The organism is Azospirillum sp. TSH100 (genome assembly GCF_004923295.1).
Lineage (GTDB): Bacteria > Pseudomonadota > Alphaproteobacteria > Azospirillales > Azospirillaceae > Azospirillum.
In genome coordinates this window covers 827,413-847,758 of record NZ_CP039635.1, presented here as the reverse complement: position 1 = coordinate 847,758, position 20,346 = coordinate 827,413, and the positions used below count along the sequence as shown (strand labels likewise).

27 protein-coding genes are annotated in these 20,346 nt (G+C 63.5%); 9 read left to right on the top strand and 18 right to left on the bottom strand.

Translation table 11 applies throughout. The features are described from left to right. Positions 1-4 precede the first annotated feature (4 nt). From E6C72_RS16380 to E6C72_RS16340, 9 genes are all read right to left on the bottom strand, one after another. Entirely contained in the window at positions 5-1,951 is a 1,947-nt protein-coding gene (locus E6C72_RS16380) for a phage terminase large subunit family protein (protein WP_136700787.1), read from the bottom strand. After that, positions 1,944-2,426 carry a hypothetical protein gene (locus E6C72_RS16375; RefSeq protein ID WP_109086408.1) on the bottom strand — a complete coding sequence of 161 codons (483 nt, stop codon included), beginning with the start codon at positions 2,424-2,426 and terminating at the stop codon, positions 1,944-1,946. The genes E6C72_RS16380 and E6C72_RS16375 overlap by 8 nt, the downstream gene beginning before the upstream one ends. A 120-nt stretch (positions 2,427-2,546) precedes the next feature. Further along, positions 2,547-2,804: a hypothetical protein gene (locus E6C72_RS16370; RefSeq protein WP_109086409.1), complete on the bottom strand. Its 258-nt coding sequence runs from the start codon at positions 2,802-2,804 to the stop codon at positions 2,547-2,549. Further along, positions 2,801-3,592 carry a DNA methyltransferase gene (locus E6C72_RS16365; protein WP_109086410.1) on the bottom strand — a complete coding sequence of 264 codons (792 nt, stop codon included), beginning with the start codon at positions 3,590-3,592 and terminating at the stop codon, positions 2,801-2,803. Before E6C72_RS16365 ends, E6C72_RS16370 begins: the two co-directional genes overlap by 4 nt. A 72-nt stretch (positions 3,593-3,664) precedes the next feature. After that, entirely contained in the window at positions 3,665-4,171 is a 507-nt protein-coding gene (locus E6C72_RS16360; protein ID WP_109086411.1) for a host-nuclease inhibitor Gam family protein, read from the bottom strand. A gap of 1 nt (position 4,172) precedes the next feature. Then, entirely contained in the window at positions 4,173-5,171 is a 999-nt protein-coding gene (locus E6C72_RS16355; RefSeq protein WP_109086412.1) for a tyrosine-type recombinase/integrase, read from the bottom strand. A 15-nt stretch (positions 5,172-5,186) separates the two neighbouring features. Continuing rightward, complete coding sequence (locus E6C72_RS16350) at positions 5,187-5,441, bottom strand: hypothetical protein (RefSeq protein ID WP_109086413.1); 255 nt, start codon at positions 5,439-5,441, stop codon at positions 5,187-5,189. 76 nt (positions 5,442-5,517) lie between these two features. Further along, positions 5,518-6,303, bottom strand: a complete 786-nt coding sequence (locus E6C72_RS16345) for a hypothetical protein (RefSeq protein ID WP_247875778.1) — start codon at positions 6,301-6,303, stop codon at positions 5,518-5,520. A gap of 57 nt (positions 6,304-6,360) precedes the next feature. Continuing rightward, positions 6,361-6,648, bottom strand: coding sequence for a hypothetical protein (locus tag E6C72_RS16340; protein WP_109086415.1), 288 nt, complete (start codon positions 6,646-6,648; stop codon positions 6,361-6,363). A 112-nt stretch (positions 6,649-6,760) separates the two neighbouring features. Between E6C72_RS16340 and E6C72_RS16335 the strand changes: the two genes are divergently transcribed. The 3 genes from E6C72_RS16335 to E6C72_RS16325 all read left to right on the top strand — a co-directional run bounded on the left by E6C72_RS16335 (position 6,761) and on the right by E6C72_RS16325 (position 9,428). Next, positions 6,761-7,300: a LexA family transcriptional regulator gene (locus tag E6C72_RS16335; RefSeq protein ID WP_247875779.1), complete on the top strand. Its 540-nt coding sequence runs from the start codon at positions 6,761-6,763 to the stop codon at positions 7,298-7,300. 2 nt (positions 7,301-7,302) lie between these two features. Then, complete coding sequence (locus tag E6C72_RS16330; RefSeq protein WP_109086417.1) at positions 7,303-8,568, top strand: Y-family DNA polymerase; 1,266 nt, start codon at positions 7,303-7,305, stop codon at positions 8,566-8,568. 80 nt (positions 8,569-8,648) lie between these two features. Continuing rightward, the gene (locus E6C72_RS16325; RefSeq protein WP_136700786.1) at positions 8,649-9,428 is read left to right on the top strand and encodes a hypothetical protein; all 780 of its coding nucleotides are present in this window, start codon (positions 8,649-8,651) and stop codon (positions 9,426-9,428) included. A 229-nt stretch (positions 9,429-9,657) separates the two neighbouring features. Here the strand turns inward: E6C72_RS16325 and E6C72_RS16320 are convergent, their stop codons facing one another. The 4 genes from E6C72_RS16320 to E6C72_RS16305 form a co-directional block, all read right to left on the bottom strand. Continuing rightward, the gene (locus E6C72_RS16320) at positions 9,658-10,398 is read right to left on the bottom strand and encodes a hypothetical protein (protein ID WP_136700785.1); all 741 of its coding nucleotides are present in this window, start codon (positions 10,396-10,398) and stop codon (positions 9,658-9,660) included. Positions 10,399-10,879: 481 nt separating this feature from the next. Next, positions 10,880-11,569 (bottom strand): DUF3102 domain-containing protein, encoded by a 690-nt coding sequence (locus E6C72_RS16315; RefSeq protein ID WP_109086419.1) that lies wholly within the window; start codon positions 11,567-11,569, stop codon positions 10,880-10,882. Between the two features lie 4 nt (positions 11,570-11,573). Then, positions 11,574-12,194, bottom strand: a complete 621-nt coding sequence (locus E6C72_RS16310) for an AAA family ATPase (protein ID WP_109086420.1) — start codon at positions 12,192-12,194, stop codon at positions 11,574-11,576. Beyond that, positions 12,191-12,868 carry a hypothetical protein gene (locus E6C72_RS16305; protein ID WP_247882123.1) on the bottom strand — a complete coding sequence of 226 codons (678 nt, stop codon included), beginning with the start codon at positions 12,866-12,868 and terminating at the stop codon, positions 12,191-12,193. The genes E6C72_RS16310 and E6C72_RS16305 overlap by 4 nt, the downstream gene beginning before the upstream one ends. Positions 12,869-13,391: 523 nt before the next feature. Between E6C72_RS16305 and E6C72_RS16300 the strand changes: the two genes are divergently transcribed. The 3 genes from E6C72_RS16300 to E6C72_RS16290 all read left to right on the top strand — a co-directional run bounded on the left by E6C72_RS16300 (position 13,392) and on the right by E6C72_RS16290 (position 15,646). Then, a complete protein-coding gene (locus E6C72_RS16300) occupies positions 13,392-14,114 on the top strand; it encodes a hypothetical protein (RefSeq protein ID WP_136700784.1) in 723 nt (240 codons plus the stop codon). Between the two features lie 24 nt (positions 14,115-14,138). Continuing rightward, a complete protein-coding gene (locus E6C72_RS16295; RefSeq protein ID WP_136700783.1) occupies positions 14,139-15,146 on the top strand; it encodes a hypothetical protein in 1,008 nt (335 codons plus the stop codon). 212 nt (positions 15,147-15,358) lie between these two features. Further along, positions 15,359-15,646: a HigA family addiction module antitoxin gene (locus tag E6C72_RS16290; RefSeq protein ID WP_109048450.1), complete on the top strand. Its 288-nt coding sequence runs from the start codon at positions 15,359-15,361 to the stop codon at positions 15,644-15,646. A 14-nt stretch (positions 15,647-15,660) separates the two neighbouring features. Here the strand turns inward: E6C72_RS16290 and E6C72_RS31790 are convergent, their stop codons facing one another. The 5 genes from E6C72_RS31790 to E6C72_RS16270 form a co-directional block, all read right to left on the bottom strand. Further along, positions 15,661-15,828: a hypothetical protein gene (locus tag E6C72_RS31790; RefSeq protein WP_158280178.1), complete on the bottom strand. Its 168-nt coding sequence runs from the start codon at positions 15,826-15,828 to the stop codon at positions 15,661-15,663. Next, the gene (locus tag E6C72_RS16285) at positions 15,828-16,106 is read right to left on the bottom strand and encodes a hypothetical protein (protein ID WP_108547805.1); all 279 of its coding nucleotides are present in this window, start codon (positions 16,104-16,106) and stop codon (positions 15,828-15,830) included. The genes E6C72_RS31790 and E6C72_RS16285 overlap by 1 nt, the downstream gene beginning before the upstream one ends. 3 nt (positions 16,107-16,109) lie before the next feature. Continuing rightward, positions 16,110-16,976 (bottom strand): hypothetical protein, encoded by an 867-nt coding sequence (locus E6C72_RS16280; protein WP_109086422.1) that lies wholly within the window; start codon positions 16,974-16,976, stop codon positions 16,110-16,112. Between the two features lie 673 nt (positions 16,977-17,649). Further along, a complete protein-coding gene (locus E6C72_RS16275; protein WP_109086423.1) occupies positions 17,650-17,895 on the bottom strand; it encodes a hypothetical protein in 246 nt (81 codons plus the stop codon). Positions 17,896-18,174: 279 nt separating this feature from the next. Further along, entirely contained in the window at positions 18,175-18,438 is a 264-nt protein-coding gene (locus tag E6C72_RS16270; RefSeq protein WP_109086438.1) for a hypothetical protein, read from the bottom strand. A 129-nt stretch (positions 18,439-18,567) separates the two neighbouring features. Here E6C72_RS16270 and E6C72_RS16265 point away from each other — a divergent pair, with 129 nt between their 5' ends. The 3 genes from E6C72_RS16265 to E6C72_RS16255 all read left to right on the top strand — a co-directional run bounded on the left by E6C72_RS16265 (position 18,568) and on the right by E6C72_RS16255 (position 20,323). Beyond that, positions 18,568-18,888 carry a hypothetical protein gene (locus E6C72_RS16265; protein ID WP_109048454.1) on the top strand — a complete coding sequence of 107 codons (321 nt, stop codon included), beginning with the start codon at positions 18,568-18,570 and terminating at the stop codon, positions 18,886-18,888. Positions 18,889-19,540: 652 nt separating this feature from the next. Then, a complete protein-coding gene (locus E6C72_RS16260; RefSeq protein ID WP_247875780.1) occupies positions 19,541-19,927 on the top strand; it encodes a ribbon-helix-helix domain-containing protein in 387 nt (128 codons plus the stop codon). Positions 19,928-19,972: 45 nt separating this feature from the next. Next, on the top strand, positions 19,973-20,323 hold the full coding sequence (locus tag E6C72_RS16255; protein WP_109086425.1) for a hypothetical protein: 351 nt from the start codon (positions 19,973-19,975) through the stop codon (positions 20,321-20,323). The last annotated feature ends 23 nt before the right edge of the window (positions 20,324-20,346 follow it).

Genomic DNA, 20,346 nt, shown 5'->3' with positions numbered 1-20,346 from the left:
TGGGTCACCTCAGAAAGCCGCGGCCACGGCCGATGAAGCCGGGCCGGCGCCCCCGTGCGGGAGCGGCCGGCGCCGGCACCGGATCGGGCTGGCGGGGTTGCGATGCGTCTTCAGCCGGCGGCGCCGGGCTGTTGGGTTCCGGTGCCGGCGGGGCGGCGATGGTCAGAGGGGCGGCCAGCTGCGCCCACCGGGCGGCAGTCCAGCGTTCGGCGCCCAACGCGATCATCATCGCGCGGGCGTATTTCCAGCCGTCCAGGGCCTCCGTGGCGTGGACCTGCTTCCACTGCCCGGATTCCTCCACCCACTGGTCGCCCACCATCTGCTTGCACACCTCTTCCGAGGCCTGCCTGGACAGGTGGACATAGCCGGCGGAGTAGCCGGCGCCGCCGGCCATGTCCTCATCCGTCGGCGGGTCGAGACTCAGCCGGCCGTAAAGCTCCAGGGTCAGCGTGTGGCCGCCCACCATGCCGAGCCGCAGGCCGCGCTTGCGCCGCTTTCCGTTCGGGTTGGACTCCCGCACGCTGGACCAGGCGAAGGCCGGAGCGCCCAGCGAGGTGGCGCCCTTGATCGGGATCACCAGGCCGGGGTGCTTGCGCGCCCAGGCCTCCACCTGCGTGGTGGCGAAGCCGGTGTCCGCCCCGACCTTGGTCAGGCGCAGCTCCACACCGGACTCGTGCTGCCAAATCCCCTGGATCGCCTCCGATGCCGCGCGCCAGACGGCGGCCTCGTAGGGGTTGCCCGGCAGGACGATGTGATCCACCAGCCAGCTCTGCCCGTCGGCGCCCCAGGCCCAGACGAAAAGCTCGACGCGGTTCTTCTGGACATCGAGGCCGCCGGTGAGGATCAGGCCGCCGGCCGGAACTCCCCGGAACTCCTCCCGGCGCTCGTAAAGGCGGCGCCACTCCGGGGCCTCCCCCTTCACGGCATAGGTTTCGCCCAGCACCTGGTTGACGAAGACGCGCAGCTTGTTCGGGTCCTTCCGGACCCGGACGAACTCCTTGGCCAGCTCCAGCCAGGACGCTTGTTCGAACTGGCTGTAACCGGACCAGATGTGGAAGGACCGATGCGGATAGTTCTGCGGGGCGTGGGCGCGCCACTCACCGCATTCATCCATCTCGGCCTTGTGCTCCTCCCCGATCGCACAGCCGTTGGTGCAGACGTACCAGGCGCGCTCCGGCGCCTCCTTCGGCTCCCACCGGATGCCCGGCCCGGTGCCGTCGCCGAACACCAGGAACTGCATCTCGCCGCAATGCGGACAGGGGACGTAGCGGTATTCCTGCGTCCCCTGCTCGAACAGGGCGTCGATCTTGCTGGCGCCCTTGACCGTCGGGGTGGACCCGGCGGCCTTCAGCGGCTCGTCGCTGGTCAGGCAGCGCTTGAAGGCAAGCTCCGCCTGGTCGCCTTCCATGCCGGCCGTCGGCGGGTAGCCGTCGGGCTCCTCCAGCAGCACCTTGTCCGCGGTGATGCGGCGGAACTCCTTCGGGCTGTTGGCGCCCTTGATCTTGATCCAGCCGCCGGGGAAGCGCTTGGACCGGATCGTGTTGCTGGCGTCCCGCTTCCTGCCGGAGAACAGCCGCCGCACCGCCGGCCACAGCAGCAGCTTGGCGACGTCGTCCTTGGCGAAGTCCTCGGCATCGTCGATCGTCGGCTGGTAGACCAGCACCCGGCTGGGGTTCTGGTCGGCGCAATAGCCGATGTAATTCTTGACGATCTGGCTGTAGCCGATGCGGCTGGATTTCCGCACCGTGATCTGGCGCACCGCCGGATCGGTGAAGGCATCCATGATGCCGACCTGGAAGGGGAACGGCGTGTAGCGGCTGCCATCCTCCAGCCGGGCATGCTCGCGCGCCCAATCCGACAGCGACATCGCCCGGCGCGGTTTCCAGGCCGCGAACCAGGCCCGCATCTGCGCCACCAGGTTGGCGCCGCGGGCAACGGCCACGTCACTCACCGTCGGCCTCGTCCGCACCGCCGCCGTCGGCGAGCTGCTCTTCCACCCGCTCCAGGCTCAACTCGTCCAGCGCCTCCTCCAGCGCGTCGGAAATCCGGACCTTCAGCCGGCTATCCGACTTGGCAACCTTGGCCGGCAGGCGGCGCAGCTTGGCCTTCACGATCTCGATCATGGAGACCACCGCGGCGCTCATGTCGGCCACCGGCGCCAGCTCGCGACGGTCGACCGCGTTCTTGATGGCGATGCGCTCGCGCTGTTCCCGCACCAACAAGGCGCGCTCGCGCTTCAGCGTGTCGTCCTGGTCTGCGTTGCGTCCGGCGGCCCGCTCGCGCAGGTGCTGGATGTAGGCGATGCGGCAGTCGTCCAGGTCCAGGCCACCGCGCCCGTTGTCCTGGAACACCCCCTTGTCGCGGAGCTCCCGCACGCTGCGGTCGGTCAGGTCGAGATACGCCGCGACTTCTTCTTGCGTTGCCATGGCGTCCCTTCGAACCGGAACCGGAACCCCCCTTCGATTTCCCTCGGACCCGGCCGTTCACCGCGACTTCGCCACCCGTATTCCCTCCGGGGCCGGAAGGACCCGCGGGCGGCCGGCCGTTCACGGCTTGGGGGCGTCGTCAAAGTGTTCACGCGTGAACAGTTTGGACGGGCGGCGGAGGCGGTCGCGGACGTCGAGCGCCAGCAGCACCAGCCGCCCGACCACCAGCGTCACCGTGCCCCAGAAGGCCAGCTCCTGCGCCGGCCCGTGCAGGGCATCGAGCCACCAGCCCATGGTGCCGCCGATCGTGACAATGACGCCGTCGGTGGCGGTTCGGGTGGTGAGTCCGTGCATCACGTCCTCCAGCTGCATGGTCATGCTGCCAGCTCCTCGGTGAGGTTGGCCAGCCGCTGCCATCCGGCCTCGAAATAGCGCTGATCGCGCTCGATGCCGATGAAGCGCCGGCCGGTGGTCAGCGCGGCATGGCCGGCCGACGCGCTGCCGAAGAACGGGTCGAGCACCGTCTCGCCCAGCGGGCAGACGGTGCCGATCAGTTCGGCCAGCAGCCCCACCGGCTTCTCCGTCGGGTGGGCGCCGAACCGCACCGGCGCGTGACGCAGCACGTTGGCGACGTTGCGGCGCAGCGGCTCGCTGCCCTTGCCCTTGGTGAAGTGGTGGATCAGCTCATGCTGGTGACGGAAGTGCGTCCCCATGCCGAAATAGGTCTTGTCCCACACCAGCAGCCCCACCCGCTTCAGGTCGGCGCTTTCCATGGCGTCGGCGGCATGGCCGGACAGGAACAGCGCGGCCTCGCCCCCATCGATGGCGTCGGCCAGATGATCGCCCATGCGCCAGTCGATGAAGGCCAGTACATGGCCGCCGGGCTTCAACACCCGCTGCCACTCCATGGCGCAGCTGCGCAGCAGGTGGAGAAAGCCGCGCGTGCTCAGGCTGTCGGAGCCGAACCACCGGTCACCGCCGCCCTTGGTCGACCGCGTCATGGTCTTGCCGTAGGCCGTGCGTCCGGCCTCGCGGGTGGCGCCGCTGGAATAGGGAACATCGGTCAGCACCAGACTGACCGAACTGTCGGGAAGCTCCCGCATCCGCTCGATGCAGTCGCCCAACATCAGCGTCGCGGCGCCGATCGTCACGGAATGGGAAGTCATTGCGAAACCCTTGGATTTCAGCCGGTTTTCAGGGGGCAGCTTGCGATAATGCTCATTTTCGCAAGCTCGGTTTCAGGGCGTCCCGACCGCCAGCGGCTTGACGAAGAAGGCGTCCTCACCCCCCTCGATGGACACGCCTTCGATGGTCACCGCCACCTTCGGCTCGGCCAGCAGTGCGGCCCGATCGACCTCGCACTTGGTGCGGATGAAGCGCCGCAGCTTGCGGTCGTCCTCCAGCCGCTTCAGCAGCGCGTCGACATCGGCCACCACCACCTTGGCCGTCGTCTTCTTCACGCCAATCATGCCGGTGGGCAGCGCCACCGACTTCTTGCCACCAGTCAGCAAGCTGGCCCGGTTGGCGTCGAAGTAGCCGCGCAGCAGCTCCGTGTCGGCGGCGATCGCCGTGCGCAACGGCGCCGCCGCAGTCTCATAGGCGAGGTTGGCCTGTGCGATCGCCACGTCCAGCGAGCCTTTCAGGCGGCTCAGCTGCACCTGCGCAGCGCCGATCCGGCCGACAACAGCCGTGGCCTGGTCCAGGGTGCGCACCCTGCGCACCGGAGCGGTGAGGGTCTCGCCCATGTCAATCCTCCGCAATGAGCGCCGCCATCTGGCCAGCCAGATCGGCGCGGTTGTCGTCGTAGATCTGCAAGGTCTGGACGGTGCGGTGCCGGCTGAAGCGCTGCACCGCACGGATGTTGCCGTTGCTGGCGTCCAGCGCCGCGGTGATGGCCGAGTGCCGCAGCCCGTGCGGCCGGGTGGCGATGCCCACCCCGGCCCCCAGCTCACGAACGATCTGGTAGACGGCGGCGCCGGTCAGGCGCCCTGTGCCTCGGCCGGCGACATCGAGGCGGTGGAACAGCGGTCCAGCGGCCTTGCCGCGGACAGCGATCCACGCATCGAGCGCCGTCCTGGTGGCGGCCGGCAGGGTGATCCGCTCGCGCTGGGTCCGCCCCTTGCCCAGCACCGCGATGGTGCCGCGCCGGCTCTCGTAATGCTCCAGATCCAGCGACACCACCTCGCCGCGGCGCAGGGCCACGTCGTGCAGCAGCCTGACAATGGCGGTGTCGCGCAGGCCCTTGGCGTCGGTGCGCTCCTTAGCCTGCGCCACCATGGCCCGCACGCCGTCCCGCCCCGGCCCCCGCGTGTCGCGGTAGGTCACGGAGTCGATGTTCTCAGCGTCCAGCGTCCAGTTGACCAGACCCAGCGTGTTGCCCAGCTTGACCACCGACCGCAACGCCGCCAGCCGGCGGTTGACGGTGGCGGGCTGGAGTTGCCGCCGCACCATGTCGGTGCGGTAGCCCAACGCCAAAGCGTTGGCCTGCCCGTGCTCGATCGCCAGCAGCATCCGCACCGCCTGTTCGGCGGTGGCGGCGAAGGCGGCGAGCCCGTCCTGCCGGGCCACGAAGGCTCGGAAATCCTCATGGTCCCGGCGGTATGCCCGGACCGTGTTGGCAGAGCGCCCGGCATAGAAGGCGTCCAGGAGGTGCTCCTGGATGCGGTCCAGCCGCAGCGCCGGAGCTTGCCGGGCGTCGGCGACATCCTGTCCGTCCGGGCTGCCCGGCAGGGCGGGGACGGCCATGGCGGGTGTCCTGTCTCAGGCGCCGCGTGCGATCCTGCGCGCGTCGGCCGTTCGGCCGGCGGCGTGGTCCCGCAGCATGTCGAAGAGAGGCGCGCTATCCTCCACCAGGTCCAGCAGCCAAGGCACCGGGAGCCAGCCCTGTGCGGTCCGGATCTCGATAGCGCGGATGTCGGCCCGGAAGGGGCCGGCCTGATAGACGATGCGGGCATCGAACTGCCGATCGACCAGGCCGAGCTGAAGGCACAGCACGCCGTCCCATTCGGTTCGCATGGCCAGCCCCCAGACAGCAGAAGGCCCGCCGCGGCAGCTGCCGGGCGGGCCTTCCTGTGAACGCAATTCGTCCCGCTCACTCTGTCAAGGGAATGACCTTTTTGCAAGGAATAAGTTCCCAAGGACGCGCAGGAGCGGCGAAGCCCGTCACGCGATGATCGAGCAGATGCCGGGCTCGCATCGACTTCAGCAACGCGGCCAGGCCGTCATGCCACTCGGCATAGTCGCAGTTGGCTTCGATGATCTCGGCGTCGCTGTGCTCCGGCTCCAATGGGCACCAGCGCACCAGCAACTCCCGCTTCCCATCATCGACGGTGCGGAAACTGAACCCCCGCTCGTCCTCAACGATCCGGCGCCGGCCGTTGGCGTCGAAGAGCGACTGTCCCCGCGCCAGGTAGCGCGCGGCCAATTCGGACCGGAGCGGCGTTGGCTGCCACTCCTCCTCCACCAGGTGGCGATAGCGGCCCGGCCGGTCTGAAGGCCGCTGGCAGGCGACCAACGGCTGTTGCAGGCTCAACCAATCCGGCCGAGTGCCTGCCGCTCCGTGGGTTCGCACCAACCGTCGTTGGCCGGGCGGCAGCGCCTCGATGGCGGCCGCCACGGCTTCGGCATCGGCGGCGATCCGGGGAGCAAGGCCGCGCGTCGGGCCACCACCGTCCAACCTGGTGCCAATGGCGCCGATCGCGGCCAAGCGGGCGCAGCTGTCGACTCCCCATGCACCGGGATAGTCGCTCCCGGTCAGGTGCCGGCGCTGGTTTCGGATCCCGAACTGCGCCGCAGCTTCGACTATGTGAAGCGCACAGCCATCACGCAGCGCTTGCTGGTCACGGCAGGCCCACACCACCAGTTCCTCCAGGTCCACTGGCCGGCGACGGTCATTCGCAGGCTGGGCGATGGCTAAGGCCACGGTCGCCCCCGATCAGGCCGCAGCTGGCATGACGGCCGGCTGGCTCAACGCATTGCCACACAGCAGGGCGATGCCCACCACCAGGGTGTCGACAGCTTCCATGCTGATGAGGCCCGGATCGATCCGGGCGGTATGCTGGAGGTAACGCGCTTTGGCGAAGAGGTCGGCAGGGGTCAGGATGGTGCCCTTGGCCAGAACTTCCTCCAACTGTCCACGCAACGCGTCCATCAGGTCGGACTCGCCTTCACCAAGAGCCTCATAGGCGAGAAACGCAGGCATCAGCTTGGAATTGGCGGGCATGGGGCAACCTCCGGCGGCCATCCGGCGGCACACACCCGCCAGGGTCGTTAGGATTGTTTGCCCAAAAGGATTACCAATTCCTTGCGACAAATTTCCCTGACGGGGTTTTTTGTTGCTTTTCCCCAAGCGGGTCGCGCGGAACGGCTGTCAACCCATCAATGTTCTTGAAAAGTTCTCATGCCGCGCCATCCTGACGGCCAGTGTCAGCAGCAAGGAGGAAGCCATGTGCGAGCCGCAATTGGTTTTGATGCGCTCATGTCCAATTGCCTCATACGATGCCGTGATCTCGGCAGGTTTCCCCAGCCCGGCAGCAGATTATGTCGAAGGCCGCATCGACCTTGCGGAGGTGCTGGTGCCGCACCCCAGCGCCACCTTCACCTTGCGCATCTCGGGCCACAGCATGACTCGCGCCGGCATCCACGATGGCGATTTGGCGATCGTCGACCGAAGCCTGACGGCGCGGCATGACGACGTGGTGGTTGCCGTGCTGGATGGCGAGCTGGTGTGCAAGCGCCTGTTGGTCCGCCGTGGTCGCTATTACCTCACACCGGAAACGGACGATCGGGCGTATCAGGTCATCGACGTCACCGATCGCCGCGACTTCGAAGTCTGGGGTGTCGTCAGCGCGACCATCCGGATCCATCGGGGCTGACGATGGCCAGCACCTTCGCCCTGGTGGACTGCAACAATTTCTATGTGAGCTGCGAACGGGTCTTCAACCCGCGGCTGGAGGGGGTGCCGGTCGGCGTGCTGTCGAACAACGACGGCTGCTTCGTCGCCCGGTCGGCCGAGTTGAAGGCGCTGGGCGTCACCATGGGCCAGCCCCTGTTCGAGGTGCGCGACCTCGTCCGTCGCCACAATGTCCGGGTCCTGTCCAGCAACTATGCCCTTTACGGGGATCTCAGCGCCCGCGTGACCGATTGCCTGCGGGGCTTTGCTCCGGCTCTGGAGATCTATTCGATCGACGAGTCGTTCCTTGATCTGACCGGAATGACGGGCTCCCTGCCCGCCTATGCCGCCGATATCCGCCGGACAGTGCGGCGCTGGACCGGCATTCCCACCTGTGTCGGGATCGCCCCGTCCAAGACGCTGGCGAAGCTGGCGAACTTCGCAGCCAAGAAAGCCTTGCGAGATGATAGCGGCGTCTGCGACCTGACCAACCCGGACGATCGGGAAGCGATCCTCGCGCGGGTGCCAATCGCCGAAGTGTGGGGCATCGGCCGGCGATCGGCCGAGAAGCTGGAGCGGCTGTCCGTGCATACCGCAGCCGACTTGCGCGACCTCGATCCGCGGCTCGCCCGCCAAGTGCTGACGGTGACCGGCGAAAGGCTCGTCTACGAGCTGCGCGGCATCACCTGCATGCCGCTCGATCTGGCGCCCAGCCCGCGTAGGACCATCGCGGTGACGCGCTCGTTCGGCCAGCCGGTGACGGTGTGGGATGAGATGCGCGAGGCAGTGGCGACCTACGCCACCAGGGCGGCGGAGAAGCTTCGTGGGGAAAAGCTCGCGACCGAAGCCGTCCAGGTATTCTGCCACACCTCGCCATTCCGCCCCGGTCCAAGCTACAGCAATGCGGTGACGGTGGAGGTACAGCCGGCGAGCAGTGACACCTTCCAGCTGATTGCTGCGGCAACCGCCGGCGCTCGCCGGATCTGGCGTGACGGCTACGACATGAGCAAGGCTGGCGTAATCCTGACTGGCCTTATCCCGGAGGGAAAGGTGCAGCCCGACCTGCTGCAGGTCGCCGATCGGCAACGCGGCGCGAAGTTGATGGCCGCGCTCGATGCGGTCAACACCAGGATGGGACGGAACACCCTGGTGCCAGCGGCCACCATCGGCCGCTCTTGGCACATGCGTCAGGACCAACGTTCGCCCAGCTATACCACGCGGCTGGACGAAGTGCCGGTGGTGCAGGCCTGACGGCGCCGCGGCCCATTCAGAGCGCCACTTCGGCTCCAGGCCGCCCCCGGTTGAATGACCATTGAACAGAAATCCGGAAAATGGTAACAGCGCCCAAGCTCTTTCGGCGCATATCAGGCCGGATGCTCAACGTTAACGCGCCCCGCGAGACAAGTATGCAAAGGGAAAAATTCATGCTTAGAGCGGCTGTAGTTTTTTCCATAGCTTTATTAGCCACTGGCTGCACGACGATTGAAGTTGCCCCGGCGCGCCATAACGTCGGCCAGACGACTGAGTTCGGGAAAGAGACGGCCGTAAGCGTCGGCGACGTAATGTTTGGGCAATTTGACTATCGGGCTGTGAACGGCGCTGTCCTTCTCGACGATCTGAACACTGGCTACCAAGCCATGACGATCAAAGCCCCGGCCGGCTATACGCTCGTCGAGTCACGGATCGACAAACAGTTGAGCTACTGCTCGACGACACCAATCATCTACAATATCTTCGGCAATCCGGTCTTCCACGCCTGCTTCTTCGACCGCGACAACGACAAACGCCTCGAGGCGGTTATACCGGCACTCGCTGACAACTGGGGCGACAAGCCGATGCCGCCAGTCGGCTACGAGTTAACGCAGCTCAACAGCTCTGGAAAAGGGTTCAAGTACGAACTCCTCTACAACGGGATCTCGGGCAACACCCTGAACATCACGTATCGAGAGTTCGTGGATCAGATGGCCAGGCCGGCATTCCAACAGGATCTAACCTATACGGTCTCAGCCACAGGGCCCACCGACATCGTGTTCCGCGGCGCCCGCATGACGGTCTACAAGGCCGACAACACGTCTGTTCGGTTTGTCGTGCATAGCGGTGTGCGCAAGTGACAATCCGCCGCCTGCTTGGTCTGGGGCTAAGCAGGCGGCATCTGGCGCAGGGGGCCCGCACCGACAGGCAGGCGTCGCCCATCTACCGAAGCCTGTAAACGATGTACAAGCGTTAGCTCACAGATGAAGCACCGCCCACACCGAATGAGTCGGTAATCACACGAAGCAAGAAAATAAGAACACCGCCCTCATTTTTATGACCAAAGCAAAATTTTGATAATTATTATGACTAAAATTCGTTGTTCTTCAGAGACCCAACTTTGCTTTTTATTTGATTATATTTTGCTATCATGCTGTCTGTTGGCACTACAGGTATTATTTCTATAAATTGACTTCCTTGTATTCCGGATATTTTTACCCTTGCCATGCCCTCAAAATTCATGCTTTTCATATAATGAACTTCGAAGAAAGCGTTCCCGCTTTTAGGAAATAACAGCGTTGCTTCTATGCCCTTACCCCATTTCTCTCTGTAGCTATCAAGCTTAACTTGATAACCATATACATAATTAGAAATATCCCCGCCAAACCCGTCAATTTGCCCTAAGTCGAACAACACCCCAGCTTTTATTTTTTGCTCTTTAGGCAAATCATTAATCCCAAATCCAGCACCCACATATGTAGAAAATCTTATGTAGATAATGCTTCCATTTAGTTCAAATAATTTATCAAAGACGCTCACTATTTTTCCATCCATCTCAGCAAAACTAAATATATCATCATTTCCCCACGCTTTTTCGTTATTTCTCGGAAAATTGATTAACAAATGCTTTATATTATCTGCAAATTTCTTGGCTTCGCTATCTTTTTCAATTGTAACATTTCCATTTACGTTTGCTACGCTGGTATTATTATCTCCATTTATAATTTGTTTGTTTGACATTGTTGTGCTCAATGAAGCCATTATAGTCGCAAAAGCTCCGACGATGGCAGCAATTGACGCTATCAAACCTAATATAGCCTGCCGGTTCATCTCCGCCTCGCTCGATAGTTGGTTAAATTATAATTTTCTACCTTGAAGGCAGCGCATACGGGTGCCTCTAATCAAAAATAAAATTTTTTCTCATGTTCTTCAACCCCGCATCACATGTGCCGAAGCTGCACAATCCAGAGAAGGGCAAACGGTCACGCACATAATTGTTTTTTATCAACGCCGTTCAGCATGGATGGTGAGTAAGCCACAGAGGATTTCAACGTATTCAGGCAGACTTATCGGAGAACCGCACAGAATTTCTATAGCTTTTTAATACGCTGATAAAGCGCTTGACGACTTTACACCCCTTGTTGTTCTATTAGATAAAACGTCAAAATCAGCAACTCCAAGAGAATTTACATTCAACACAAAAAGAAATGACCAAATATATGCCCCGTATCAACAGGCCATATGTGGACCGCGTACCACAATGTATGCTCGACCAACGACCAGATACGTCCAGCCAAGTTCGGGAACGCACCTATCCGCTCAATCCCGCGTTATGCAACTCCACCACATGCCGCACCACGTCCGCCGTAGCCGGATCGGGCGCGACCATCACCAGCAGGTAGCGGCGCACGCCGTCCAGCTCGACGGTGATGGCCCCTGGATCGGCCGGGTCCGTGGTCCACGGCAGCGACAGGGCCGCCGCGAAGCGTGACTCGCGCGCCGGCGCCGGGGGCGGAGCGGTCCCCTTCTCCACCGGCCGGGCCGGCGCCAGCGTTGCCGCCGGCACCTTCAGCGCCTCCACCTCCGCCCTTGTCACCGTCGGGTGGATCGTGCCGGCGTCCAGGGCCTGCTGGCGGGTGTCGTCCGGCAGGGTGGCGATGGCGTAAAGCGTGCTCATCGCTTCCGGCAGACGGTCCAGCGGCACCTGCCCCTCGTCAACGAAGGCGGCGATCTCGCGCAGCTTGCGGGCGGTGGAGGTGCTGAACGGAAGGTCGGTCGCCACCATCGCCTCGTACTCGCCATGGGGCAGAGCCGCCTTGGCCTCGTTCAGGCGGCGGCCGACGGCGATGGTCGCCTCCAGGGCGTTCGACCATTCGCGGCGGATGTCGGCGGCGAACTCGGCCCGCGTGGTCAGCGGGCGCGGGGTGGCCAGCATCGACAGGCGGGCATCGCCCAGGCTGCGGCGGGCGGGCGGCCTGGGCCCTGAGTCGGATCGGGACATGGGGTCAGCCCTCCATCGCGGCGGACAGGTGGAGCCAGAGGTCGCGGAACAGTGGGCCGGTGCGGGTGCCGGGGATCTCCGCGGTGCCCAGCCCGGCGATGAAGCTGCGCGGCACCTCCTGAAGCTGCGGGATCTCCACCGGCGCCACCGCCCCCATGGCGGAGACGATGGCGCGGGCGTCGGCGGTCTCGCGCAGGCGCGGGACGACCTGGCTCAGCAGCAGACGCAGCGGCCGGCGCCGGGTGCGCAGGTAGGGCAGCATGGCCTGCATGCTGACCAGATCCTCCGGGCCGGGGCGGACGGGCACCAGCACCAGATCGGCGCAGTCGAACAGCAGGGCGGTCGCCTGGGGGAAGTTCTCCACCGCGGTCGGGGTGTCGATCACCAGCAGGTCGAGGCCGTGCGGAGTCGGCCGCTCCGTCACCGCGCCCAGCGGGCGCTGTTCGTGGAGGATCGGGGCGGCGTCGGCCGGGCGCAGGCCGTGCCAGTGGGTCAGCGAGCCTTGCGGGTCGGTGTCGAGCGTGCCCACCCGCCGGCCGGCGACGGCGGCCGCGACGGCCAGATTGCGGACGGTGGCGGTCTTCGGACCGCCGCCCTTCCCCTGGACCACCAGGATCGTCCTCATGTCCGGCCCCCCTGTCCGGGCCGGACCGCCTGGGCGGCGATGGTCTGGCGGATGAGGGTCGCCTCGCGTTCCAGGATTTCGGCGATGGTGTCGAGCGGGGAGTTGATCGCCTCGGTCGCGGCCTTCAGCGCCTTCAGGGCGTCGCTGTGGGCCTTGATGGCGTGCATCAGGCGGAAGCCCTCCTGCCGCAGCTCGGGCGGCAGGGCGCGCAGATGGGCAAGGGCGAGGTCCATGCTCTCCTCGCGCGTCCGGGCGGGCGGCGGGGGCAGAGCGGCGGGCTCATCCGGCCGGGCGGCGGACAGCGAGGCGATGTCGATCCGCTCGCCCCGGCGCAGACGGTCGAGCGCCCGGTCGGTCAGGGCAGAGCGCGCCCGTTGCTCCTCCTCCTGCCCGATCCGGCGGGCGCGGCGGTCGATGGCGTCGAGGTCGGCGCGGGTGAGGACCGGCGCCAGGGCGGGATGCGCGGCCCCGCCGGTCACGGCGTCGAACAGCTCGACGATCTGGATGGTGACGGTGATGGCGCGTTCGGTCTCGGCCTTGGTGCAGAGATAGACGGCCTGCTTCTTCGTCAGCCAGAACTCGGTGGCTGGGCGGCCGCCCTTCCGAGAGGTTTGCGGTACGGTGCCGCAAACCTCCCCAAGCTGTTCCAGCACCTTACGATGTCGCTCGATCAACTGTCGAATATCACGCGGGCGTCCGAAGCCCAGCGCCTCGGCCAAGCGCAGATCCAGGATGCGTGGTTCGCTGCTTATCGCAACGTCGATGTCAGAGGTAGATAAGTTGGGCAAGACCTGCCCGTTGTCGCCCACGGTTTCCATGGCGAGCCCTCCTAGTCCGGGATTTCCGGCAGAAGGACTGCTTTCGACGACAGCCCTGGTGCCGGGGGCTCGAAACCTGACTAGGACAGGCCGGACTATTCCCCTTGCGGGTGTTGTATTATCCGACCCCCGGCGAAGGGGCATGCTACGGACAGAGTCCGGGCATGAAAAGAGCCACATCGCGAAAACGCGCGGGTGGCTTGCCGCCTAGTGGAGGTTTCGAGGCTCCGGGGGAAGAGTCGCTCCGTTGGGGATGCCCGTCAAGACGCTAAACCAACGCGAAGCACTCTCATCTGTAGAAGACGAAATTTTCTCGCTTTATATTTATGCAATCACTGATAAAATAACCACTGCGAGGACTTTAGTTAATGAGGCTTAAGTGTCTAGCGAGATTATTTCATGGATTTCAGAAATTGGTGGTGCAGCTTCGGTTGCTGCTGCACTCACCGGCATAGCTGGGATAGCAATCAATGCGTTAGCAGAAAGGCAGAAAAAGGCACAGCAAAGGAAGTTACAAATTGAACTAATATCAAAAAATATATTCAACTCAGCGATGACAGGAAATTCTTATGAAACTGTTAAATCCGATAAATCAGAAGTTACCCGAGGAATTGAAAATAACCACCATGTCAGTGCAGATAAATTCTCTTTTGAGAGAGAGACAGATCGAAAAGACAATTCAAAACTTGTCGAGGATCTAGTCACAAACTATCATCAACAAGCACTGTCGCAAGCAAGAGTTCAGTTTCTATTTAGCATATTTGCTGCGACAATTGGTTTCATATATATCATGTATGCATCTTATGGGATAGATGACGCAAACATGCTTACGGTTGTAAAAATATTGCCAGGAGTCATTGTGGATGCCATTGCTGCTCTGTTTTTTAGACAAGCTGAACAAACACGCCAACGCGCCACTGAACTGTATGACCGACTTCGAAAGGACCAGCAGATGCAAAGGGCAGAAGCAATAGTTGAAAGCATTGGTGACGATAGTATCAAGAGCGCAATTAAAGCGCAAATTGCTTTACATATGGCCGGATTATCACCAAAAGAGATAGATATTCACTCCTTTATAAAGACCGCAGAAATCTCTCAGTAAATAATAGGGGAATTGGAGAAGAAAATGAATTCTGATTGCAAATTCTATATTGCGGAATATATTCCGGCTACGGCCCCTTATAATGAAGTTTGCGTGCACGGTAAATTTTATCAAATCTGGAAAATCTCAGATAGACATGCAGAGAGAATTGACAGAAGCATGATAAATTTAAACGATAAGCCACACATAACATTTAAGGAAGGATTTCATGACAGATGGGATGATATCGAAGAATTTACTAATTTACCACGCAGATCATTCTACGAGCTGGAACATCAGCCGGGCCAGTATTTTCCAAGAATGGCTAGGCCTGTACTAAAAAACTATGGTTTTAATCCTCTCGATCATTTTCCGAGCGATACTTTTTGCCCGTCTGACATAGATGATATTAACAACTTGGCTATAATGAGAAGCCAACTAAACGTTCTTTTAAGTGAGTTAGATAATATCTGTCAATATGTTCATCCAGATAAAGGAAGCATGGATAAAGTATATGGTAATAAGATAAGGAACTTATTGATTATCTCTTGCACTGAGGTTGAGTCGTGCTGGAAGGGGGTTTTGAAGAAAAATTTCTATAATGAAAATGAGAAAAGAAAAAACAAGAACTTGATAGTCAATGATTATAGAAAGTTATGCGCACCTATGAGACTAAATGAATACAAAATTTCTTTTCCAAAATATCCTTGGATAGGAGATTTCGCTCCTTTTACGAATTGGAGCGCAGATCATGAAAATAAAGTCTTGAATTGGTACAGCGACTATAACAAAACAAAGCATGATAGAGAGAAGCATTTTAGTGGAGCAAGCCTTGAGAATGCATTTCTGTCGACGTCAGCATTGTTTATTATGCTTATAGCTCAGTACGGGATAACCGAAGTTATATTAGAAGATACAAACATAAGTTCCATGGTGCATATCACAGAATTCCCAAAATGGGATCAGCATCAATACTACTGCCCAATACTATTATCAAATCCTCAATCATCAGAAGAAAGAACCGAATGGTCAGAAAAGCATTACTTTGAATAGATTGATTATAAGACGATCACATTGGATGCAACCCCAATATACGATATGCGATTACCACATGGAAACGCGTGGAATGACCGAAGTACGATCGTGCCCGGTAGCACACCATACGGATCAACTGCCAATGGTGCATAGTCTTCGTGCGCGACGGCGGCGCGCACGAGGTCGAAATCGTCGATTACCACTGACCGGCCGACGCCAAGGAGGGCGCCATGCGGATCAAGACCCACCCCGGCGAGGTTCTGCGCGAAGAGTTCCTCGTCCCGCTCGATCTCTCGGCCCATGCTCTGGCCCTGGCTCTGCGCGTGCCGGCGACCCGCATCGGGGAAATCGTCAACGAACGGCGCGGCATCACCGCTGACACCGCCTTGCGGCTGGCGCGCTATTTCGGCACCACGCCGGAATTCTGGCTGAACCTTCAGATGGCGCATGACCTGTCCGTCACCGCCGCCGACCATGGCGAGGAAATCCAGCGCAGCATCGCCCCCCGCGCCGCCTGACCGGGCCGGCGGCGTCACTCCGCATCGGATCGCCGCCGCTCCCGGTGCAGGCCCGGCAGCAGGATCGTCACGTCCGCCCGCCGCCCCAGCAGCCAGCGGGCGGCGCAGCGCCCCAGCTCCCACCCGAAGCCGCCCAGCATGGCGGCGCCGAGCAAGGCGAAGACCAGCCCCAGCCCGGCCATCACCGCTCCCCCTCGGGCTGTCGGCACCGCGGATCGGCATGGCGCAGCCGGATCAGGTCCGCCGTGGTCAACAGGCGCTCGTCCACCCGGTGCAGCGCGCCGCAGCGATAGACCCGATGGCCGGCGGCGCGCAGGGCCTGGACGGCGCGATAGAGGGCGTCGGCCTCGCGCTGAGGCTGCACCGGCCGGTGGCGCGCGGTGCGGGGCGGATCGCCCAGATCCAGGCGGAACTGCCGGTCGGGCCGGCGGCGGGACAGGGTGCCGGGCTGGACGGGCATGGCTCAGGCCCTCCCCTCGATCAGCAGGAAGGCCGAATCGGCGGCGACCGGCGGAACGGCGACGGTGATGTCCACCGCCTCGACATGGAACAGCCGCAGCAGCTCCAGCTCGTAGGCCACCCGAATCCGGTCGGCGACGCAGCGATTCGGCGCGGTGATGGTCAGCCTGCGATCCCCGGATAGCCCAAGCCTGCATCCCCGGAACCACGTCGCATGCTGGACGGCGCCGATCCGGCGGGCGATTCGGGCGTGGCCGTCGCGCTCGATGTCGGCGGCGGATGGTGGCGGGCTGGTGCCGGCGCTCGCGTGTGGGCTCGCGCGCGTGGGTTCACGGGTTTTATCACAGGGTTTGGCCGACACCAGTGTCGGGCGATGAAGGCCGGTTCCGGCGGGCGATCCGGGGGCGGTTGGCGGGCGTTGGGCGCTTTGGCCGACTCCCGTGTCGGCGACACCGCTGTCGGGCGATGGATCGTCGGACGGATCGGGGGCGTCGCCGGCCGGGCCGTCCTCGCGCTCCAGCCAGTCCAGGCACAGGCGCATGCGGGTGGGCTGGCCCCTGCCGCCGGCGCGGTCGCGGACGATGACGCCGGCGGCCAGCAGCGCGCTGCGCGCCCGCTCCACATCGCGGGTGGACAGGGCGCAGAGCCGCGCCACCGCCTCCACCCCGGTCCAGGTCAGCAGCAGGCCCAGCGCCTCGAACATCTGGCGGTTGACGCGCTCCAGCATCACCAGGGCGACCAGCTTGTCGCGCGGCTTCAGCGCCGGGCAGGCCAGAACGGCGCAGCGGAACCGGCCGACGGTCTCGCGGAAGGCGGCTTGCGGTTTGGCGGCGGGGGTTGCGGGGGTGGTCGAGGCGGATGACGAGGACATGGGGGCACCTCCCCGGCGGCGCGGTGGCCGGCCGGCGGCAATGCGGCTCCCTGCGGGCGCACGAATCCGTGGCTGCAAGGAACAGCGGATTTTAATCCTGATTTCTGTTAGCCTCTGGACGCAGATCGCCGCGTTCCCGCCGTGGGCACGGCAGGGGCATGGGGCATTGGCGATGATTGCGGTCCTAGCGGGGCGGCCTCGGCGGGGCCGTCCCGTCTCAGGGCGGGGCGCGCGGATACACGGCAAGGCTCCGGCGTTCACCGCCGCGCGGGCGCGCAACGGTGGGGACAAGACGGGTGCGGCGCGGCCACCGGCAAGGGCGGACGCTGGGCACCGGATGACGGGGGCTTACGGGGAGAAGCCGGCGCCGGTCAGGGCGGCGCGCGTGGCGATGCCATCGGGCAAAGCTCCAGGGTTCACCGGCGCGGGGGCGTGCGGCGTCAGGGGGTGAAGACGCGCATCGCTTCCGGCCGTCTGGCGGCCGAAAGCGGCGCGGTCTTCAAAGTCGATGGGGGCGGCTGACTGGCGACCGTCGAGCGGCCGCACGGCGGGCCGCGCGCCATGGCGCAGCCGGCGCGATGGCGGGCCAGGGGGCGGGCCTCGCGGGGGAAGCCGTTGGTTTTCTGGATAGATCTGGGATCCGAAGGGGGGCTGGCTGTCGGGCGGGGCCCGATCATGCGGATCCCCGCTGCGGGGATGCCGGCCGCAAGCCATGCAGGCGGTCGGTGGCGCGCTGCATCAGCGCCAGCAGCTCGGCCGCGTCGTCGTCGGGCAGATCGGCGAGGGAGTCGCGGTGGCAGAGCGTCCGCACCAGGCGGTCGACGCTGCACCATGTCACCGCGGCGGCGGCCTCGAAGGCTGGCCAGGCAGCCAGGACGGCGCGCTGCGCGTCGGTGAGGGCCGGGTCAGCGGTGGGCATGGCCGGCCCCAGGCAGGGAAAGCGGCCGGAGTCGGATGGCGACTCCGGCCGCGACCGCTCCGCCGGTACGGACAAGGAACCCGGCGGATCGGTGGCTGTGGCGGCGGCTGGCCGGACTCGGGACGCTCCCGATTGACCGGGCCGGACCGGCGGCGCCTGATTCGGCGGCGGGAAAGCGTTGCGCCCGAGCCGGAGCTTGGGGGTTGCGCAGTCGCTCAGTGCGAGCGATGCTTCCCGCCGAAACAACCGAGGGTGTGGCGCCTTGCCGGATCTCCCTGTTCATGTCCGCCTCTTTTTCCGCGGCTTTCCCAGGATCGGCGCGCAAAGGCCGCTGCTGGCCAGCGCGACGGGATCGGTCATGAAATCGTGGGGAATCACCGCCTCCATGGCCCGCAGGGTCGTAGCGGTGGGGTTGCCTTCCTGGCGGAGCACGTCACGCACGGTGCTGGGCGGCACGGCGGCGGCTCGGCCGAATGACTCCGCACTCCAGCCCTGATGCCGGGCGAAGGCGCAGATCCGATGAATCGAGGCATCGATGTGCATGACGTGCTTCATGCCCATCAGGATTCAACGCTATACCGTGAATGTCAAGGGGGCTCATCGGTGCTGCACGAGATAGATTCATCGGCACAGCGTTCTCGCGCTTTTGCACGGGGTCCGCATAATGCCGGCATGGATACGCCGCCCAAGACCGACATCGCCGCAGCACTCAATCGTGTTCTTCAGACGCACAAGGAGCGCCTGCGGTCCAAGAACCATTGGGCTGGCCTGTCGAAGCTGCCAGCCACAACGGTTCTGGACGCGTTCAATGGCGCCAACAGCACCATCGACACCCTGACCAAGCTTGCGGAAGGCGCCGGCCTGTCGCTGGCCGAGCTGCTGGCCTATGGCGATCCCGACTGGGAAATGCAGGTGAAGACCCGCCGGACCTTCCGCTCATGGTCTACCGAGGATTTCGATGCCCTGATCCGGGTTCTTGAGCGGCGCACCTAGCCGCCCGGCTCCGGCGCATTCTCATCCAGCGGTCGATCAGCGGCAGGATCTTGTCCGCGCCGTCGCGGCGGCACAGCTGCGTCACCAGTTCGACCGCGCGATCCTCGCGCGCCTTGCGATGCGATAAGTCTTCGGTCTTTTCGTTCTTCGGTGTGTTCGGCACCGCCAACCCCCCATAAATCAACACTCTACCGGGGCCGGCCCCGGTAGGCGGACAGGTGTGCGGCTGGGCACGGGTGCGCGCCCCGGCTCAGCACGGCTCATCGATGCGGTTGGCAGCCGCGTGGGTGGGGAGATGGCGTCTCCCTGCCTCCGCCTTCCTGGATGGGAAGGTGAGAGGCGCCGGCATCCTATGGCACCGCCCCGCCTGGGCAAACGAAAAAGTCGCATCGTTTCTCAACCGGTTTCCACAAGTTGCGCGAAGGCGGCTGGCGGCAAAGGGGAACCCCTCCGGTCAGCCCGCGGGCAGGGTTCAGAATGATCGCTTTACCGTGATTTTTGCCATTGACGAAATCACGGTATACCGCCCATCCTAATACAGGGTATGGCGTGAACGCCAGTACCCTTGGATGCAGGCGCTGTTGGAGTGCGACCGATGAAGGGAGCGATCAAGGTCCCGTTACAACGCAGGGACGGACCGCAGAACGTGGCAATGGACCGAAGCTTCGGCGATCTGTCCGGGAAGATGGAGCGCACGCTGCGCCACATGGCGCCGGCGCTGCCGAAGGACGGGGCGACGCCACTGGTCACCTACAACGTGGTGATCGCCAACCGCCGGATTTCGCACCGGACCTCGATGCGGCTGGACGTGACGTCCTGGCTGCTGCTCGACCACATCGCCGAGCTGGAGGGCTACGCCAACCGCGACGTGCTGGTCAGCGCGGTGCATGACCGGTTCCACGCCACCGACCTGCCGCTGACGGCGATGGTGCGGCTGTTCCTGCAAACCTACACGGCGCCGGAGGCGGTGCTGGAGTTCCTGGGGGAGGCGCGGCGGCCCTACGGGCGCGGCTTCGTCGCCAGCCCGCTACGCATCTGAGGCAGATGACCATGACCGCGCCAGCGGGGCATGGGAGGAGTTGCCGTGAACCTGACCCTTTTGGATTTCCTCGCTGGCCCCGGCGGCGAACTTGTCCGCCGTCTCGGCCTGCCGGCCGATCTCATTGCCGGCTGCTCGTGCTGGGCAAGGCTCACCGCGGCGGCGATCGCCCACAACAGCCGGACCGACGGCGGTGTGTGGCGTGCCGCTGAACGGCTGTTCGGTGTCCTGTCCTCCGGCGAGAGGGCGGTCCTGCTGGCGCTGCTGGGAGCGCTCGATTTCAGCAGCCTCGCGGACCAGCTCGCCGGCAGGGCCGGAACCTGGACCCTGCTGGACGTCACCCATGGCCGGCACCGCGACGCGGTCGCGGCCTGCATCCTGCGCCGTGATTCCTGAGATGCACTTTCAACGGACTGGCC

What these genes read in the sequence shown, in the direction of transcription:
- E6C72_RS16375 (WP_109086408.1), bottom strand. Translation starts at nt 2,426, where the DNA reads ATGGCAACGCAAGAAGAAGTCGCGGCGTATCTCGACCTGACCGACCGC.
- E6C72_RS16370 (WP_109086409.1), bottom strand. Translation starts at nt 2,804, where the DNA reads ATGACCATGCAGCTGGAGGACGTGATGCACGGACTCACCACCCGAACC.
- E6C72_RS16365 (WP_109086410.1), bottom strand. Translation starts at nt 3,592, where the DNA reads ATGACTTCCCATTCCGTGACGATCGGCGCCGCGACGCTGATGTTGGGC.
- E6C72_RS16360 (WP_109086411.1), bottom strand. Translation starts at nt 4,171, where the DNA reads ATGGGCGAGACCCTCACCGCTCCGGTGCGCAGGGTGCGCACCCTGGAC.
- E6C72_RS16355 (WP_109086412.1), bottom strand. Translation starts at nt 5,171, where the DNA reads ATGGCCGTCCCCGCCCTGCCGGGCAGCCCGGACGGACAGGATGTCGCC.
- E6C72_RS16350 (WP_109086413.1), bottom strand. Translation starts at nt 5,441, where the DNA reads ATGCGAACCGAATGGGACGGCGTGCTGTGCCTTCAGCTCGGCCTGGTC.
- E6C72_RS16340 (WP_109086415.1), bottom strand. Translation starts at nt 6,648, where the DNA reads ATGCCCGCCAATTCCAAGCTGATGCCTGCGTTTCTCGCCTATGAGGCT.
- E6C72_RS16330 (WP_109086417.1), top strand. Translation starts at nt 7,303, where the DNA reads ATGGCCAGCACCTTCGCCCTGGTGGACTGCAACAATTTCTATGTGAGC.
- E6C72_RS16325 (WP_136700786.1), top strand. Translation starts at nt 8,649, where the DNA reads ATGGTAACAGCGCCCAAGCTCTTTCGGCGCATATCAGGCCGGATGCTC.
- E6C72_RS16320 (WP_136700785.1), bottom strand. Translation starts at nt 10,398, where the DNA reads ATGAACCGGCAGGCTATATTAGGTTTGATAGCGTCAATTGCTGCCATC.
- E6C72_RS16315 (WP_109086419.1), bottom strand. Translation starts at nt 11,569, where the DNA reads ATGTCCCGATCCGACTCAGGGCCCAGGCCGCCCGCCCGCCGCAGCCTG.
- E6C72_RS16310 (WP_109086420.1), bottom strand. Translation starts at nt 12,194, where the DNA reads ATGAGGACGATCCTGGTGGTCCAGGGGAAGGGCGGCGGTCCGAAGACC.
- E6C72_RS16295 (WP_136700783.1), top strand. Translation starts at nt 14,139, where the DNA reads ATGAATTCTGATTGCAAATTCTATATTGCGGAATATATTCCGGCTACG.
- E6C72_RS16290 (WP_109048450.1), top strand. Translation starts at nt 15,359, where the DNA reads ATGCGGATCAAGACCCACCCCGGCGAGGTTCTGCGCGAAGAGTTCCTC.
- E6C72_RS31790 (WP_158280178.1), bottom strand. Translation starts at nt 15,828, where the DNA reads ATGGCCGGGCTGGGGCTGGTCTTCGCCTTGCTCGGCGCCGCCATGCTG.
- E6C72_RS16285 (WP_108547805.1), bottom strand. Translation starts at nt 16,106, where the DNA reads ATGCCCGTCCAGCCCGGCACCCTGTCCCGCCGCCGGCCCGACCGGCAG.
- E6C72_RS16280 (WP_109086422.1), bottom strand. Translation starts at nt 16,976, where the DNA reads ATGTCCTCGTCATCCGCCTCGACCACCCCCGCAACCCCCGCCGCCAAA.
- E6C72_RS16275 (WP_109086423.1), bottom strand. Translation starts at nt 17,895, where the DNA reads ATGCCCACCGCTGACCCGGCCCTCACCGACGCGCAGCGCGCCGTCCTG.
- E6C72_RS16270 (WP_109086438.1), bottom strand. Translation starts at nt 18,438, where the DNA reads ATGCACATCGATGCCTCGATTCATCGGATCTGCGCCTTCGCCCGGCAT.
- E6C72_RS16265 (WP_109048454.1), top strand. Translation starts at nt 18,568, where the DNA reads ATGGATACGCCGCCCAAGACCGACATCGCCGCAGCACTCAATCGTGTT.
- E6C72_RS16260 (WP_247875780.1), top strand. Translation starts at nt 19,541, where the DNA reads ATGGACCGAAGCTTCGGCGATCTGTCCGGGAAGATGGAGCGCACGCTG.